This window comes from Micromonospora sp. WMMD1082, from assembly GCF_029626175.1.
In the GTDB taxonomy this organism is placed as follows: Bacteria; Actinomycetota; Actinomycetes; order Mycobacteriales; family Micromonosporaceae; genus Micromonospora.
On sequence record NZ_JARUBM010000002.1, the window covers coordinates 1,065,207 to 1,079,898 of the forward strand.

General features: G+C 72.5%; 15 protein-coding genes and 1 pseudogene. 5 read left to right on the forward strand and 11 right to left on the reverse strand.

Annotated features, from left to right (window positions below):
• Nucleotides 1–17: 17 nt before the first annotated feature.
• Nucleotides 18–901, forward strand: a pseudogene (locus O7615_RS05070) (XRE family transcriptional regulator); the annotation flags it as partial.
• On the opposite strand, the gene cutA reads toward O7615_RS05070, so the two are convergent.
• From cutA to O7615_RS05090, 4 genes are all read right to left on the reverse strand, one after another.
• Nucleotides 855–1,187: a divalent cation tolerance protein CutA gene (gene cutA, locus O7615_RS05075; RefSeq protein WP_347405068.1), complete on the reverse strand. Its 333-nt coding sequence runs from the start codon at nucleotides 1,185–1,187 to the stop codon at nucleotides 855–857. The pseudogene O7615_RS05070 and the gene cutA overlap by 47 nt on opposite strands.
• Before the next feature lie 475 nt (nucleotides 1,188–1,662).
• Complete coding sequence (locus O7615_RS05080) at nucleotides 1,663–2,601, reverse strand: hypothetical protein (RefSeq protein ID WP_278176111.1); 939 nt, start codon at nucleotides 2,599–2,601, stop codon at nucleotides 1,663–1,665.
• A gap of 138 nt (nucleotides 2,602–2,739) precedes the next feature.
• Nucleotides 2,740–4,110, reverse strand: a complete 1,371-nt coding sequence (locus O7615_RS05085; RefSeq protein ID WP_278176112.1) for a cystathionine beta-synthase — start codon at nucleotides 4,108–4,110, stop codon at nucleotides 2,740–2,742.
• A gap of 84 nt (nucleotides 4,111–4,194) precedes the next feature.
• Nucleotides 4,195–4,551, reverse strand: coding sequence for a YkvA family protein (locus tag O7615_RS05090; RefSeq protein WP_278176114.1), 357 nt, complete (start codon nucleotides 4,549–4,551; stop codon nucleotides 4,195–4,197).
• Between the two features lie 139 nt (nucleotides 4,552–4,690).
• Between O7615_RS05090 and O7615_RS05095 the strand changes: the two genes are divergently transcribed.
• The 3 genes from O7615_RS05095 to O7615_RS05105 all read left to right on the forward strand — a co-directional run bounded on the left by O7615_RS05095 (nucleotide 4,691) and on the right by O7615_RS05105 (nucleotide 7,947).
• Complete coding sequence (locus tag O7615_RS05095) at nucleotides 4,691–5,743, forward strand: SGNH/GDSL hydrolase family protein (RefSeq protein ID WP_278176115.1); 1,053 nt, start codon at nucleotides 4,691–4,693, stop codon at nucleotides 5,741–5,743.
• Between the two features lie 58 nt (nucleotides 5,744–5,801).
• Entirely contained in the window at nucleotides 5,802–6,593 is a 792-nt protein-coding gene (locus tag O7615_RS05100) for an SGNH/GDSL hydrolase family protein (protein WP_278176117.1), read from the forward strand.
• Between the two features lie 94 nt (nucleotides 6,594–6,687).
• Nucleotides 6,688–7,947, forward strand: a complete 1,260-nt coding sequence (locus O7615_RS05105) for an acetyl-CoA C-acetyltransferase (RefSeq protein WP_278176118.1) — start codon at nucleotides 6,688–6,690, stop codon at nucleotides 7,945–7,947.
• 152 nt (nucleotides 7,948–8,099) lie between these two features.
• On the opposite strand, the gene O7615_RS05110 is transcribed toward O7615_RS05105, so the two are convergent.
• From O7615_RS05110 to rpmB, 5 genes are all read right to left on the reverse strand, one after another.
• Nucleotides 8,100–8,420, reverse strand: coding sequence for a hypothetical protein (locus tag O7615_RS05110; RefSeq protein ID WP_278176120.1), 321 nt, complete (start codon nucleotides 8,418–8,420; stop codon nucleotides 8,100–8,102).
• Nucleotides 8,421–8,646: 226 nt separating this feature from the next.
• Nucleotides 8,647–9,480, reverse strand: a complete 834-nt coding sequence (locus tag O7615_RS05115; RefSeq protein WP_278176121.1) for a Bax inhibitor-1/YccA family protein — start codon at nucleotides 9,478–9,480, stop codon at nucleotides 8,647–8,649.
• Nucleotides 9,481–9,597: 117 nt separating this feature from the next.
• Nucleotides 9,598–9,903: a 30S ribosomal protein S14 gene (gene rpsN / locus O7615_RS05120; RefSeq protein ID WP_278176122.1), complete on the reverse strand. Its 306-nt coding sequence runs from the start codon at nucleotides 9,901–9,903 to the stop codon at nucleotides 9,598–9,600.
• A gap of 1 nt (nucleotide 9,904) precedes the next feature.
• Entirely contained in the window at nucleotides 9,905–10,072 is a 168-nt protein-coding gene (gene rpmG, locus O7615_RS05125; protein WP_278176123.1) for a 50S ribosomal protein L33, read from the reverse strand.
• Nucleotides 10,072–10,308, reverse strand: coding sequence for a 50S ribosomal protein L28 (gene rpmB, locus O7615_RS05130; RefSeq protein WP_278176124.1), 237 nt, complete (start codon nucleotides 10,306–10,308; stop codon nucleotides 10,072–10,074). Before rpmB ends, rpmG begins: the two co-directional genes overlap by 1 nt.
• Before the next feature lie 75 nt (nucleotides 10,309–10,383).
• Between rpmB and O7615_RS05135 the strand changes: the two genes are divergently transcribed.
• The gene (locus O7615_RS05135; protein WP_278176125.1) at nucleotides 10,384–11,646 is read left to right on the forward strand and encodes a GTP-binding protein; all 1,263 of its coding nucleotides are present in this window, start codon (nucleotides 10,384–10,386) and stop codon (nucleotides 11,644–11,646) included.
• Nucleotides 11,647–11,723: 77 nt separating this feature from the next.
• Here the strand turns inward: O7615_RS05135 and O7615_RS05140 are convergent, their stop codons facing one another.
• Both O7615_RS05140 and O7615_RS05145 read right to left on the reverse strand, forming a co-directional pair.
• Nucleotides 11,724–13,424 (reverse strand): TIGR03773 family transporter-associated surface protein, encoded by a 1,701-nt coding sequence (locus tag O7615_RS05140; RefSeq protein ID WP_278176126.1) that lies wholly within the window; start codon nucleotides 13,422–13,424, stop codon nucleotides 11,724–11,726.
• A gap of 20 nt (nucleotides 13,425–13,444) precedes the next feature.
• Complete coding sequence (locus O7615_RS05145) at nucleotides 13,445–14,668, reverse strand: DUF916 domain-containing protein (protein WP_278176127.1); 1,224 nt, start codon at nucleotides 14,666–14,668, stop codon at nucleotides 13,445–13,447.
• Nucleotides 14,669–14,692 lie beyond the last annotated feature (24 nt).

The window sequence follows — 14,692 nt, forward strand, 5'->3', positions numbered from 1 at the left end:
CCTTTTGTCACCGTTGCTCCCTGCGTGGAGCAGAAAGCGCCCGGGTGTACGCCCTGCTGCACGCTCGCGGTGGTCTTTTCGGCGTCGGCTTCGGCGCGGTGGTGCGTTCTCGCGTCGGGCTGGCAGTCTTGGCGGGCTGCTCGCAGTGCTCGCCGAGCAAACGCAACTTGCCGGATGGTCAGCGTTCGATGCCGGGCAACACGCAGAGGCTCGCCAACTGTGGCGGACCAGTCTCGACGCAGCCGATGATGCCCAGGATCGGGCGCTGTCCGGCAACGCATTGGCGTTCCTCGCCTACCAGCAGCTCACCTTAGGCGGCGATGGTGCCAGCACCGCTTCGGCGTCGTACGAGACGGCCGGTCATGACGTCACGCCCGGTGTACGGGCACTGCTGCATCTGCGGACCGCGTGGGCGCACGCGGTCGCCGGAAATGCCGCCGCGACCTCGCGGCATCTCGGGATCGGCACCGCCTGTCTCGCCGAGCACGACGACCGGCCCGAGCCGGACTGGGTCTACTGGGTCGACCAGACCGAAGGCGAGATCATGACCGGCCGCTGCTGGACGGTGCTTCACCGACCGGTGCGCGCCATCCCCGTCCTCACCCGGGCGCTCGCCGGTTTCGATGACACCCATGCCCGCGACAAGGCCCTGTACCTGTCGTGGTTGGCCGACGCATATGTCGACGCGAACGAGATCGAGCAGGCGTGCAGCATCGCGGCGGATGCGGTACGGCTCAGCGCCGGGGTCGGGTCCAGTCGACCGGCCGCGCGCATTGGTGCTCTGTTTCGAAGGTTGGAGCAGCACTCCGGCCTGGCCTGCGTAGCGCAGCTGCGGACGCAGGTCGCCGACGGTGCTACTCGACCTCGACTGTCCGGCGGAGCCACGCCAGATAGTCGTTAGATCCGTCCACTATCGCCGTGGCGGTCACCTGCGGATTGGTCCACGTGTGTTCGGCGATGAGGTGTTGCTCCAGCTCGGCGTACCGGCTGGCGGTAGTGATCAGCAGCACCTGCCACTCCTCACCGTTGCCCTGTTGGTCGAGATGCCAGAACACCGATGCCACAGGGCCTACCACCTGGGCGCTAGCGGCGAGCCGGCCGGCGACGGCGCTCTGCGCGAGTCGGATCCCGGCCTCCCGCGAATCGGTGGCGGTTGATACCTGCACATAGTCGCTCACCTGGCACACCCTATTGCGCTGCCACGGGCAGCCACTGGTGCTGACGTCCGCGGACAGGAGTGGACGACCGGCGGACGGTCACGCTCTGGCCCCGCCCGACTCCTACTCATGACGCTGTTGGTCAGGCAGTGGAGGCCATCCCGACCCGAACGCGATGGCCTCCACCGCCGGCACTTTCGCCGAGGCTGGAGGTCGTGATGCGAGTGCGCTTCCGAACATGTCGGGTACTGGGCGGTGCACACTGAGCACCCACGGACCAATCCTGCCCATCTGGACCTGTGGCGACTGCGACCGACCCTGGCCCTGCCCCACCCGAAGACACCAACTACGCGCCGAGTATGCCGACGCTCCGGTATCGCTGGCTATCTACCTCGGCGCGTACCTGGTAAAAGCCGCCGAGGACATGCCCTGGACTCCAGCTGGGGCGCTGCACAGCCGATTCATCGGCTGGGTCAGGCACACCGGAGGGTGAGGGAGCCCCATCTCATGTCCCGTCCCGGTCGGAGTCGACGGCGAAGTTGATCACGCCGAGGTAGCCGTCGCCGTCTTCGGTCACCGTCAGCAGCATGCTGTCGGCGTAGATCGAGTCGTTGTCGTTGACGGTGTCCCGCCCGGTGTGCGCCGCGTACGGCGGGGTGGCGAAGACCTTCGTGTTCAGCGCCTCGTCGAACATCACCTGCGTGGTCAGCACCCGGGCGTTGTCGACGTGCACCATCGCGTGGATGTGCACGGTCCGGCCCCGGTACCAGCCGGGCCAGACGGTGGTGAACTCGACGATGCCGTCGGCGTTGGTGACCTGCGCGCCGCGCAGGTAGCGCTGGTCGTCGGTCGGGGTCAGGTCGGCCATGTCGCCGCCACCGGAATCACCCCCGGGCGGGGCGCCACCACCGCCGGGGCCACCGCTGGGCGGAGTGCCACCGGGACCGCCCGCGCCCGGGCCGCCGCTCGGTGGGGTGCCGCCCTCCGGCGTACCGCCCGCTGGGGTGCCGCCGCCGGAGGCGCCGTTCGCGCCCGACGACTGCGCCTCGGCGCCCGAGTAGAGCCCGGCCGCGTCGCAGTGCCAGATCTCCACCACCGCGTTCGGCAGCGGCCCGCACCGCTCGCTGTCCTGGACCCGGATGGCCAACCGGAGCCGTACGCCCTCGCGGTCCTCCCGGATGTCGCTGCGGATCTTGTCGGCGTCGAAGTAGTACGGGCCCTGGGTGGTGCTCGCCGTCAGGGTGCAGGTGTTTGCCCCGTCGAAGAGCGAGGTCAGATCGTTGGCAGTGGTCGCCTGCGGCGCGACGGTCTCGCCGGTCGAGGTGGTGACGGTGCCGCCGTCCCGGCCGCAGGCGGCCAGCAGCCCGGCCAGCCCCACCGAGCCGATCCCGGCGATCACCCGCCGCCGGCTGACCCGCTGCCCCTCATGGTGGTCGTACCCCATGGTTGTCTCCCGTCGTCGTGCCTGGCAGCAACGATAGGAACGGCGAATGGGCGGACACTTTGCCGCGCTTGTGTGCCCGCTGTGCGTTCGAGGGCTCCTTCCCGGCACCGGGAAGGAGCCCTCGCGGGGGTTCCGGGGTCAGCGGGCGCCGAGGTGGGCCAACAGGTCCTGGCGGGTCAGCACGCCCTTGGGCTTGCCGTCGATCAGCACCAGCGAGGCGTCGGACTTCTCCAGCAGGTTCACCGCCTCGCTGACCGGCTGGCCGCCGCCGATCATCGGCAGCGGTGGCGCCATGTGCCGCTCGATCGTGTCGTGCAGCTGCGCCTGACCGGTGAAGAGCGCGTCCAGCAGGTCCTTCTCGGCGATCGAGCCGGCCACCTCGCCGGTGACGACCGGCGGTTCGGCCTTGAGCACCGGCAGCTGCGAGACGCCGTACTCGCGCATGTAGTCGATCGCGTCGCGGACCGTCTCGGTCGGGTGCACGTGCACCAGCTCGGGCAGCCCGCCCGGCTTGCTGGCGAGCGCCTCCGCCACGGTCGGCTCGGAACCGGAGTTGTCGAGGAACCCGTAGCGGGCCATCCAGGCATCGTTGAAGATCTTGGAAAGGTAGCCCCGGCCGCCGTCCGGCAGCAGCACCACGATCACGTCGTCCGGGCCGGCGGCACGGGCCACCTCCAGCGCCGCCACGGCCGCCATCCCGCAGGAGCCGCCGACCAGCAGCCCCTCCTCGCGGGCCAACCGTCGGGTCATCTCGAAGGACTGCTTGTCCGACACCTCGATGATCTGGTCGGCGACGCCACGGTCGTACGTCTCCGGCCAGAAGTCCTCGCCGACCCCCTCGACCAGGTACGGCCGGCCGGTGCCGCCGGAGTAGACCGAGCCCTCCGGGTCGGCGCCGATGACCTTGACCTTCCCGTCGGACGCCTCCTTCAGGTAACGCCCGATGCCGGAGATCGTGCCGCCGGTGCCGACGCCGGCGACGAAGTGGGTGATCCGACCCTCGGTCTGCTTCCACAGCTCCGGGCCGGTCGTCTCGTAGTGCGAGCGCGGGTTCGCCGGGTTGGCGTACTGGTTGGGCTTCCACGCGCCGGGGATCTCCCGGGCCAGCCGGTCGGAGACGTTGTAGTAGGAGCGGGGATCCTCCGGTGCCACGGCGGTCGGGCAGACCACCACCTCCGCGCCGTACGCCCGGAGCACGTCCTGCTTGTCCTGGCTGACCTTGTCCGGGCAGACGAAGACGCAGCGGTAGCCCTTCAGCTGCGCCACCAGAGCCAGCCCGACGCCGGTGTTGCCGCTGGTCGGCTCGACGATGGTGCCACCCGGCCGGAGGATGCCGGCCGCCTCGGCGTCCTCCACCATGCGCAGCGCGATCCGGTCCTTCACCGACCCGCCGGGGTTGAGGTACTCCACCTTCGCCAGCACGGTCGCCTGGATGCCGTCGGCGACGTTACGCAGCCGTACCAGTGGGGTGTTGCCGATCATCTCGACGACGTTGTCGTAGTACTGCACCTCAGTAGTGCCCTTCTGCTTCGGCGCCGGCGCGCCAGGCCGGGCGGGTGACTCAGGTGAATTCCCGCGCCCAGGGTACGTCGGTCAGGGCACCACCTGGCCGGGGACCACGGAGCTGCGACGCGCCTCCCACTCCAGGAACCGCTCGGTCTCGGCGAGCACCGCACCGGCCAGCCAGGTGACCATCACCGCGTCGTCGATCAACCCGAACACGGCGAGGAACATCTCCGGGACCACGTCGATCGGGGAGACGATGTACGCCGTGGCCGCCGTCATCATGGCCAGCCGGAGGCCGCCGTCGTACTGGCCACGGGCGGTGGCCGCGATCATCCTGGGCAGCGCCCCGATCCGCGCGCCGAGCGACGGTCCGCCCCGGGCGCCGGCCGTCAGTGCCCGCGCCAGGGCCACGAACGCGGCACCCCGTCTCAACGTCTTAGCCATCGTCGTGCTCCTCTCCACGTGCAGCGTGACGCCCCGCCGCAACACCATCCATCCAAGTACCCAGAACGGTCGTTTTCCAGGCACCGGAGCGCCGTGACGACGACAGCGGGCCGTCGGAGGGGCGCGCTAGTGTCACGGTATGGGGGTCGCTGGTTCCGTCCTACCGGATCGTCCGCGCTGGCGGCGCGCCCTGCGGGTGGCCCGCCTGGCGGCCATCGGCACGGGCGCCACCGTGGCGGCCGCGGCGGCAACCACCGGCGTGCTCCTCGGTCAGGCCCGGCAGGCCCGCCGCACCATTCCCATGGCCGAGGCGCCCCCGCCACGCTGCGACGGCGTCTACGGCGCGAAGTTCCCCGGCCCCGCGATCACCATGGTCGTCCTCGGGGACTCCTCGGCCGCCGGGTACGGCGTGCACCGCCGCCGGGAGACGCCGGGGGCGCTGTTGGCCACCGGCCTGTCCCGACGCCTCCAACGGCCCGTCCGGCTGCACCGCTTCGCCGTGGTGGGCGCCATCTCGGCCGGTCTCCGCTTCCAGGTCGAGGCGGCCCTGGAGTGCGACCCCGATGTCGCGGTCATCCTGATCGGCGGCAACGACGTGACCAACCGTACGCCGCCCGCCCTGGCCGTGCGCTACCTCGTCGAGGGGGTCCGCACGCTACGCGCGTCCGGCGCCGAGGTGGTCGTCGGCACCTGCCCCGACCTGGGCGCGATCCGCCCCATCCAGCCCCCGCTGCGGTGGCTGGCCCGCCGGTGGAGCCGACAGCTCGCCGCCGCGCAGACGGTCGCCGTCGTGTCCGCCGGCGGTTGGACGGTCTCCCTGGGTGACCTGCTCGGTCCCCGGTTCACCGCCGAGCCGGGGCGGATGTTCGCCTGGGACCGGTTCCACCCCTCGGCCGACGGTTACGCGGTGGCCGCCGCCGCGCTGTTGCCGACGGTGCTCTCCGCGTTGGGCCACGGCGCCGAACGCCGGCCTTCGCCAACCCGGCTCGAAGGCGTACGGTCGTTGCCGAAGGCTGCTCACGAGGCGGCGCGGCACCCGGGGACGGAGGTCAGTGGCACGGAGGTCCGGGGCAGCGAGAACGGCCCGGCCGGTCGCTGGGCGCAACTGCGCCGGCGGGGGTTCTTCGGCGTCGGCACGGCGCCGCAGTCAGCTCCCACCGCCGACTCACCCGCAGTGGAAGGACTCTCATGACCGAGCGGATCAGGCACCCGTACGAGTCACCGGCCGGCATCCCCGCGACGGTGGCGACATGACCGGCCTGCCTCCCCGCGCACGGGCGGCCCGCACCGCCGCCTTCTCCCTGCTCGCCGGCACGATCGGCGGCGCGGCGGTGCTCGTCGGCCAGGCCGTCGTGGCGCGCAACCGCCGATACGCCCAGCCGGAGCTGGGGCTGGCGCTGCGGGCCACCGTCGGCCGGGCCGGCGCCCCGCCGCTGCGGCTGGTGCTGCTCGGCGACTCCTCCGCCCTCGGTGTCGGGGTGGACCGCCTCGGCGACACCATCGGCGGGCAGCTGGCCGAGTTGCTCGCCGAGGGGTCGGCCGGGCGCCGGGTGCACCTGTCCAGCGTCGGCGTCTCCGGTTCGCGCTCCACCGACCTGGCCACCCAGGTGGCCCGGGCCCTGCTCGGCGAGCGGCCGGACGTGGCGGTCATCCTGGTCGGCGCCAACGACGTCACCGACATGCGACGCCCGACCGAGGCCGCCGCCTACCTCGGTGCGGCCGTGCACCGGCTGCGCCAGGCCGGTGTCGAGGTCGTGGTCGGCACCTGCCCGGATCTCGGCGCCGTACGCGCGATCGCGCCGCCGCTGCGGCAGGTCGTCGGCTGGGCGGGGCGCCGCGTCGCCCGGGCACAGACCGGCGCCGTGCTCGACGCCGGCGGGACGGTGGTCGACCTGGCCACCGAGACGGGCCCGGTGTTCCGGGCCGACGCCGGCACCTTCTGTCACGACGGCTACCACCCCTCCGCCGACGGTTACCGGGTCTGGGCCCACGCCCTGCTGCCCGCGGTGGCCGCCGCCGCGGCCGTCACCCCCCGCCGCTGACCGGCCCTTTCCCGGTCGGCCGACGCGCGACGGGTGAGATTTCCCCGCGCCCGGAAACTTCCGCCGCAAGTTACCGGCGAGTTAACGTGGGCACATGCCGATTGAGTCGTCCCGCGACGCCGTCATCGTCGCCACCGCCCGCTCCCCCATCGGCCGGGCCCACAAGGGGTCACTGCGCGACCTCCGCCCGGACGACCTCGCCGCCACCATCGTGCGGGCCGCCCTGGACAAGGTCCCCCAGCTCGATCCGCGCCAGATCGACGATCTCTACCTCGGATGCGGCCTGCCCGGCGGCGAGCAGGGCTTCAACATGGCCCGCGTGGTCGCCGTACTGATGGGCCTCGACGGCCTGCCCGGTGCGACGCTCACCCGTTACTGCGCCTCCTCCCTGCAGACCACCCGGATGGCGATGCACGCGATCCGGGCCGGCGAGGGCGACGTCTTCGTCTCCGCCGGCGTCGAGGCCGTCTCCCGCTACGCGCGCGGCAACTCCGACGGCCTGCCGCCGGAGGCGCAGGCCCTGGTCGGTGGCTGGGAGAACCCCCGCTTCGCGCCGGCGCGCGAGCGCTCCACGGCCCGCACCGAGGCGGGCGCGCCGGTCTGGACCGATCCGCGCGAGCAGGACGCGCTGCCGGACATCTATCTGGCCATGGGGCAGACCGCCGAGAACCTCGCCCAGGTGTACGACGTGAGCCGTGCGGACATGGACGCCTTCGGCGTACGCAGCCAGAACCTGGCCGAGAAGGCGATCGTCGACGGCTTCTGGGCCCGTGAGATCACCCCCGTCACCACGCCCGACGGCACGGTCGTCAGCACCGACGACGGCCCACGTGCCGGGGTGACCCTGGAGGCGGTCTCCGCCCTCAAGCCGGTCTTCCGCCCCGACGGCCGGATCACCGCCGGCAACTGCTGCCCGCTCAATGACGGCGCCGCCGCGGTGGTGGTGATGAGCGCCCAGCGTGCCGAGGAACTGGGCGTCACCCCACTGGCGCGGATCGTCTCCACCGGCGTCACCGCGCTGTCGCCGGAGATCATGGGTCTCGGCCCGGTCGAGGCGAGCCGGCAGGCGCTCGATCGGGCCGGCATGACCATCGACGACGTCGACCTGGTCGAGATCAACGAGGCGTTCGCGGCCCAGGTGATTCCCTCGTACCGTCAGCTCGGCATCCCCGAGGAGAAGCTGAACGTGATGGGCGGCGCGATCGCCGTCGGCCACCCCTTCGGGATGACCGGCGCCCGGATCACCGGCACACTGCTCAACGCCCTGCAGTGGCACGACAAAACCATCGGCCTGGAGACCATGTGCGTCGGCGGCGGGCAGGGCATGGCGATGGTCATCGAACGCCTGAGCTGACCGCCGCCCGACGCCCGGGCCCGGGGGTCGAAGGTCGGGGGTCGGCCGCGACATGCGGCAACTCGGGCCATCACGTCGGCGGGAAGGCCCGACTTACCGCATGTCGCGGTAACGACCGGCTCGCCACCGGCGGCCACGGGTTGAAGATCAAGCTAGAGCGCGGCCCGGGTCTCGGTCACCTCGGTGGCGGCCCGGGCCAGGGCCTCGTCGGCCGGGCCGGCGGCGATCAGGTCGGCGGCGACCACCCGGAGCTGGTCGGGCAGGGCGAGGTTGTTGTCCAGCCGAGGCACCGTACGCCGTGGCTCCCCCTCCGCGTCGGCGGCGAGGTTGGCGATCTCCTGCACCAGCCGATGCACCAGATCAGCCCGGGACACGTTGCCACCCGAGGCGGCGGCCGACCATCGTGGCTGCTGCCAGTGCCCCACCTGCCGCACCAGCAACTCCACCCCCCGCCCCAACTCCACGCCCCCCACCCCTCAAACCCTACCCACCCGCCCCCGGCAGTCCCCCTCCCCCTGCCACCGTCGATCATGCAGTTGTGGTCGCCCATACGCACCTTTTGTCCCCTTATGACACGACCATAACTGCATGATCGCCGAGGTGGGGGACCGGGGCCGCGTGTGGGGGTGGGAACGGCGGCGCCCGCCCTGGGTGGGGCGGGCGCCGGGTGGGGTGCGGAGGTGGGTGGGGCGGCGGCTGTTAGTCGTCGCCTTGGAAGTAGCTCAGGAGGCGCAGCATCTCGATGTAGAGCCAGATCAGGCTGACCAGGATGCCGAAGGCGGCCACCCAGGAGTAGCGCTGCGGCAGGCCCATCCGGACGCCGTCCTCGACCTCCTTGAAGCTCAGCACGAAGCTCAACGAGGCGACCACGATGCAGACGATGCTGAAGCCGATGGCCAACGGGCTGCCGTCGCGCAGGCCGGTGTTGACGCCGAAGAGCGCCAGCACCAGGTTGATCAGCATGACGGCGAACAGGCCCGCCATCACGGCGATCATGCCCTTGACGAACTTCGGCGTCGCCCGGATGACCCGTGCCCGGTAGAGCATGGCCATCACGAAGAAGACACCGAAGGTGGCGGTCACCGCCTGGAGCACGATGCCGTCGTACAGCGACTCGAAGAACTTGCTGAGCGCGCCGACGAGAACGCCCTCGACGACGGCGTACGCGACGACGAGCGCCGGGTTCGCCATCCGGGAGAAGGAGATGATCAGGCCGATGACCAGGCCGACGACCGCCGCGCCGATCCAGGCGACACCGAGCAGCGCGTCGGGCACCAGCGCCCAGGCCGCGGCGGCGGAGACGCCGAGGATGGCCAGGAGCGTGACCGTCTTGACCACCACGTCGTCGATCGACATGGGGGTGACCGCCGGCGGGGCGGACGGGAGGCCCGGCGCACCGGGGTAGCCGGCCTGCGGCGGGTACTGCTGGGGATAGCCGGGCTGTCCGTACGGCCCGGTCGGGGCGTACCCGGCGGCGCGCTCCCGCTCGGCCGCCTGACCGAGCCGGGCAAGCACCGGGTTCGAAGTCTTCACTGTCTTGGCCTCCCTAAGGGGGTCGTGGCACGTCAACGCGCGCTACAAGAGTAAACGTCCACGCCAGTCCGATGGTGATCGGAAGGCTGAGTGAACGCTGAGAGTGCCCGGAAGGGGTCACCAGGAGGCCTTGCGGACGCCGGGTAGCTCGCCGCGGAGCGCCATGGCCCGGAAGCGGACCCGGGAGAGCCCGAACCGGGACAGCACGCCACGGGGCCGCCCGTCGATCATGTCGCGGTTGCGCAGTCGTACCGCGCTGGAGTCGCGGGGCAGTCGGGCGAGGCGGCGTACGGCATCGTCCCGGTCGGCGGGGTCGGTGCCCGGATGGGCGATGATCCGCTTCAGCTCGGCGCGGCGCTCGGCGTGCCGGGCGACGAGGTCGGCCCGGCGGGCCTGCCGGTTGTTCAGGCTCTTGCGTGCCATGTCAGCGGGCCTCCCGGAACTCGACGTGCCGGCGCACGATCGGGTCGTACTTGCGCAGCGTCAGCCGATCCGGATCGTTGCGGCGGTTCTTGCGGGTGACGTACGTGTAGCCGGTGCCGGCCGTGCTGCGCAGCCGGACGATCGGGCGGAGGTCGGTCTGCCGGGCCATCAGCGCGCCGCCCCCCGCGCCCGCAGCTCGGCGACGACCTTCTCGATGCCCTTACGGTCCACCGTCTTCAGCGCCTTGGCCGTCAGGGTCAGCCGGACCCACCGGCGCTCGGAGGGCAACCAGTAGCGGTGGTTCTGCAGGTTCGGGTTCCACCGGCGGCGGGTGCGCCGGTGGGAGTGGGACACGGCGTTACCGAAGCTCGGCATCGCGCCGGTGACGTCACAGCGTCGGGACACGGTCTGCTCCTTCAGGATCAACATTGGCCTGCCTATAATGACAACCGTTTTCAACTACTGTCGAGAGGCTACCCGATGTCGACGTCACCACTCGCGCCGGCCACCGCCGGCACCACGGCCTCCGGCGCCCGCCCGTCGTTGACCGTGCTCAGTGGCTTCTGGCCCGCCGCGACGTACGCCGTCGCCCGCGCCCTGCTCGCCGCGGACCCGGCGCTGCTGCTGGTCCGGCACGACCTCGCCGACGTCCGCGCCGGCACCGTGCACCGCGTGGTCCGCGACCGATCGGGCGTACGGGAGGACAAACGGATCTCGCTGGCCCACGGCTGCGTCTCCTGCACCCTCCGCGAGGACGTGCTGCCCACCCTCGCCCGGCTGGCCCGCGACCACCCCGACCGGGATCTCGTGCTGATGCTCCCCGAGGTGGTCGAGCCTGAGGCGGTCGCCGCCGCCTGCGCGCACTGCCTGGTCGACGGCGCGCCGATCAGCGACCTGCTGCACGTCGACTCGTACGTCACCGTGGTCGACGCCGAGCACCTGCTCGACGGGCTGGCCAGCACCGACGACCTGAAGGCGCTGGGCATCCACGCCGCCGCCGACGACGACCGGTCGCTCGCGGACGTCATCGTCCGGCAGATCGAGTACGCCGACACCATCGTCCTGTGGGGACAGTCCCGCGACGGCGGCTACGACACCAGCCGCCTGGCGGTGCTGCTGGGCCGGATGACCCCGTGGGCGACGCAGGTCCTCGTTGACGGCGACGTCGTCGACGCACGGGCGCTGACCCGCCAGCTACGCGGCACCGACCGGCATCGCCCGGAAACCCCCGGCGTGCTGGTACGCGGCCTGGAGGGACACACCCTCGGCCTGCACGAACCGCACCCGGACTGCGGCGTGGTGTCGGTGGTCTTCCGCGCCCGCCGTCCGTTCCACCCCGGACGTCTGCACGCGGTGCTGGAGGAGGTCAACGCCGAGGTCATCCGCTCCCGCGGGCACCTGTGGCTGGCCAGCCAGCCCGAGACGGTCGTCGCCTGGGAGTTCGCCGGAGGCGGCCTCAGCCTCGGCTCCCTCGGCCGCTGGCTGGCCTTCCTCCCCGACGCGCGCTGGGACGAGGTCTCCGACCACCGGCGGCTCGCTGCCGCTCTGGACTGGGACCCCTACTACGGCGACCGCCACCAGCACCTCGTCTTCATCGGTCTGGATCTCGATCCCGCCGGCCTGCACCGCACCCTCGCCCGCTGCCTGCTCACCGACGCGGAACTCGCCGACGGCGAGCAGACGTGGCGCGGCTACGACGACCCGTTCACCGGCTGCTTCCCGCTCGCCGACCTCGGTCCGTAGCCGGCACGATGGCCGGGGACGACGCCGCGGCGCGCACCGGTCGGTCCGGTGCGCGCCGCGATTGGTGATGACGCAGGTCAGTGGGAGGTTCGGCGGCCCCGGAGCGACACCAGCACGAACGCTCCGGCGACGACCAGCAGCAGGCCGGCGGCCGGTAGGTGCCAGGAGCCTCCGGTACGCGGCAGCTTCCCTCCGCTGCCGGAGCCGTTTCCACCGGAGCCGTTTCCGCCGTTGCCGTTTCCGCCGTTGCCGGACCCGTCACCACCCCCTCCCGGACCGAAGCCGGCGTTCGGGTCGGTCGCGTCGCCGACCGCGAAGGTCAGGGTCTTCGTGTCCGTCACCCGGGCGCCCGCCGTGGTGGTGCCGGTCATCTCGAACGCGAGCCGGTAGATGCCCGGCTGGCTGAACGCCCAGTTGCCGTGGGCGTGGGTGTTGGCCGGGATGTCGAGCCGTTGCGGCAGGCCGGCGGAAGAGTCGAAGAGCACCTCGGCGGCGCCGAAGGATCCGGTGAGGAAGAGGGTGAACCGGCCCGGCCCGCTGGCGCCCTTGAACGTCCAGGTGACCGGGCCACGGGTGCCGCCGACGACCGAGGGATGCTGGGTGTTCCACCCGGGCCAGACGATCCCGGATCGTTGCGCCTGCGGCAGCAGCCACACCGGGTCGCCGGGCTTGCCGAGGAAGTCGGCTCCCTCGGGCACGGTGGTCCTGGCGTTGTCCTTGGCGTGCAGCACCACGTCGGCGAGGTTCCGCCAGACGGCGGGGGTCACCGTGTCGTCCTTGATCCGGATCGTCCAGTCGGACCCGTCGATCTGCGGTCCCATGTCGATGTGGCCGTCGTCGATCACCACCCGTCCGGAGCCGGTCGCGGAGTTCCGCTCCGTCGCGGCGGCGAGCGGCTGCGCCCCGGACCGGTCCGCGCCGGTGGGGTCACCCGCACCGGCCGGCGCCGCGACGGCATTCGGAGCGGCGGCGCTGGAAGCCGCGCGGCCGGCGGTCGTCTCCGATGCCGGCCGTGGCGCCGGAGCGGGTGACGGGGCCTGCACCGGTGTGTCGAGTTCCGGCACCGCCACCCGGTAGGTGGCGTCGATGCTCACCCGGTCGCCGCTGGCGAGGGTCGCCGAGGCGGTCAGGCTCAGCCGGTACTCTCCCGCGGCGTCGAAGAGCCAGACCAGCCCGCCGGTACGGACCCCGGCCGGCAGTTCACCGGCGCGCGGCATGCCGGCCAGGGTGCCGAAGAGCGGTGCCGGCTGCCCCAGCCCGCCGATGGTGTACGCGGCGAAGTGTCCCGGCCCGTCCACCCGCCCGAGCGACAACTCGATCACGTCGTCGCGTACGGCGTCGCGGCTCACCCTGGTCGTGTCCAGCGAGGCGAACTCCGTGTCGCCCGCGGTGAGTGCCCACACGGGGCGCCCCGGCGTGCCGAGGAAGCGGAACGCGGGGAGATCCGGCACCCGTACCACGGTGCCGCTCGCCGGCCCGAACACGACCGTGGACGGGTCCACGCCGGCCGGCGCGGGTGCCGCCCGGCGCCCGGCGGCGGCCTCGCGGACCTCCAGGCCGAGCACCCGGTCGCGGAGGGTGACCGACACCAGGTCGGCGCCGGCCGCGCTCTGGTGCGTCGCGCCGCCGGTCTCCGGCGGCTTCGTCGGTGGTGCGGCGGCCACGGCGGGTGCCGGTGTCGCCGTGAGGGCAGCCAGCGCCAGCACTGCCGCGAACGCGGCGACCCGACGTCCGGCGGTGGCGCCGCTGGTGGCGGCTACCCGGGGTACGGCAATCATGTGGTCCTGTTCCTCCCGTGTCAGTCGATGGACGAGTTGGTCCGGCCGGTTCCGGCCGAGGCCCCGGCCTCGGCGTCGGTGTCGGTGTCGGTGTCGGCGAGGGCGTCCGGGCCGGCGGGGGTGGCCGGGATGGCGGAAGTGGCGGGGGCGTCCGGGTCGACCCCGGGTGGCTTTCCGGCCGAGGCGGCCTCGGCGCGGCCCTGTTCCCGCGCGGCGGCCACGGCGCGATCCAGTTCCTGCGCGGCCCGGCGTCGCCGACGCCGCCGCCGGACGACGGCCAGCACGGTGGCGGCCGCGGCGAGCAGCAGGAGCCCGAGCTGCGACCAGGGCACGGCCCAGAGGCCCACCTCGCGGGTGACGGTGGCCGGTGCCGGGTCGAGCACCTCGTCGGTGACGGCGGCCGGTGCCACGGTGATCGTGGCGCCGAGCCGGACCAGTGGCGGTACGCCGGTGAGGCGCAGGCTGGTCCGGTAGCTGTCGCCGGGCAGGATCTCCGGCAACGGGTCGCCCTCGGCGACGCGCCGGGCGAGCCCGAACGGTCCGGCGGCGGCGAGTTCCGGCCGTCCGGTGAGTCGTACGTTGCCGCTGTTGCGGACGGTGAAGGTGGCGGTGACGGTGCCGCCCCGCAGCGGATTGAGGCTGCCGTCGTGGGTCACCGTCAGGTCCTCGATGTCGAGGGCGGGTTGCAGTTCGCCGGTGACCCGCAGGTAGATGCGGGCACCGACGCGGTGGTCGACGGCGACCTGGTTGCCCTGCGCGTCGGCGTCGACGGCGGCGAGAGAGGCGACGATCCCCCCGGGGTGATCACCGGGTGTGGCGTTGGCCGGCACGGCGAGGGTGAACGGCACGTCCAGCCGCGACGTCGCCGGCACGGTGAGGGTACGGGTCTTGAACGTGACCCAGGCACCGACGTCGTCCGGCTTCTCGCTGGCGGCCAGCAGGTCGAATCCGCCCTGTTGCGTGGTGTACGCGTCGCTGGCATACACGTCGAGGGTGAGCGGCTGGTCGGAGTGGTTGGTGACGGCCACGTAGTCGGTGAGCGTCGCCCCCGGGCCGAGCTTGTACTCGAAGGCCGACCGGCCATTCGGACCGTCCGGGCTGGACGGCGCCACACCCCAGGTGAGCGACTGCGCGGCGGCGTTCCCGGTCGCGGGCAGGATGGATGCCGGGTGGGCCGGTGCCGGACCGGCGAGCGTCAGGCCGGCGAGGAGCACACCGGTGGCGAGGGCGGCGGGCGTACGCATGGCGAAGAGGTCCGTTCGGGTCGG

Coding starts and splice junctions, on each gene's coding strand:
- rpmG (WP_278176123.1), bottom strand. CDS start 10,072: ATGGCCCGGCAGACCGACCTCCGCCCGATCGTCCGGCTGCGCAGCACG.
- rpsN (WP_278176122.1), bottom strand. CDS start 9,903: ATGGCACGCAAGAGCCTGAACAACCGGCAGGCCCGCCGGGCCGACCTC.
- O7615_RS05095 (WP_278176115.1), top strand. CDS start 4,691: ATGGGGGTCGCTGGTTCCGTCCTACCGGATCGTCCGCGCTGGCGGCGC.
- O7615_RS05145 (WP_278176127.1), bottom strand. CDS start 14,668: ATGCGTACGCCCGCCGCCCTCGCCACCGGTGTGCTCCTCGCCGGCCTG.
- O7615_RS05090 (WP_278176114.1), bottom strand. CDS start 4,551: ATGGCTAAGACGTTGAGACGGGGTGCCGCGTTCGTGGCCCTGGCGCGG.
- O7615_RS05100 (WP_278176117.1), top strand. CDS start 5,802: ATGACCGGCCTGCCTCCCCGCGCACGGGCGGCCCGCACCGCCGCCTTC.
- O7615_RS05105 (WP_278176118.1), top strand. CDS start 6,688: ATGCCGATTGAGTCGTCCCGCGACGCCGTCATCGTCGCCACCGCCCGC.
- O7615_RS05080 (WP_278176111.1), bottom strand. CDS start 2,601: ATGGGGTACGACCACCATGAGGGGCAGCGGGTCAGCCGGCGGCGGGTG.
- O7615_RS05140 (WP_278176126.1), bottom strand. CDS start 13,424: ATGATTGCCGTACCCCGGGTAGCCGCCACCAGCGGCGCCACCGCCGGA.
- O7615_RS05135 (WP_278176125.1), top strand. CDS start 10,384: ATGTCGACGTCACCACTCGCGCCGGCCACCGCCGGCACCACGGCCTCC.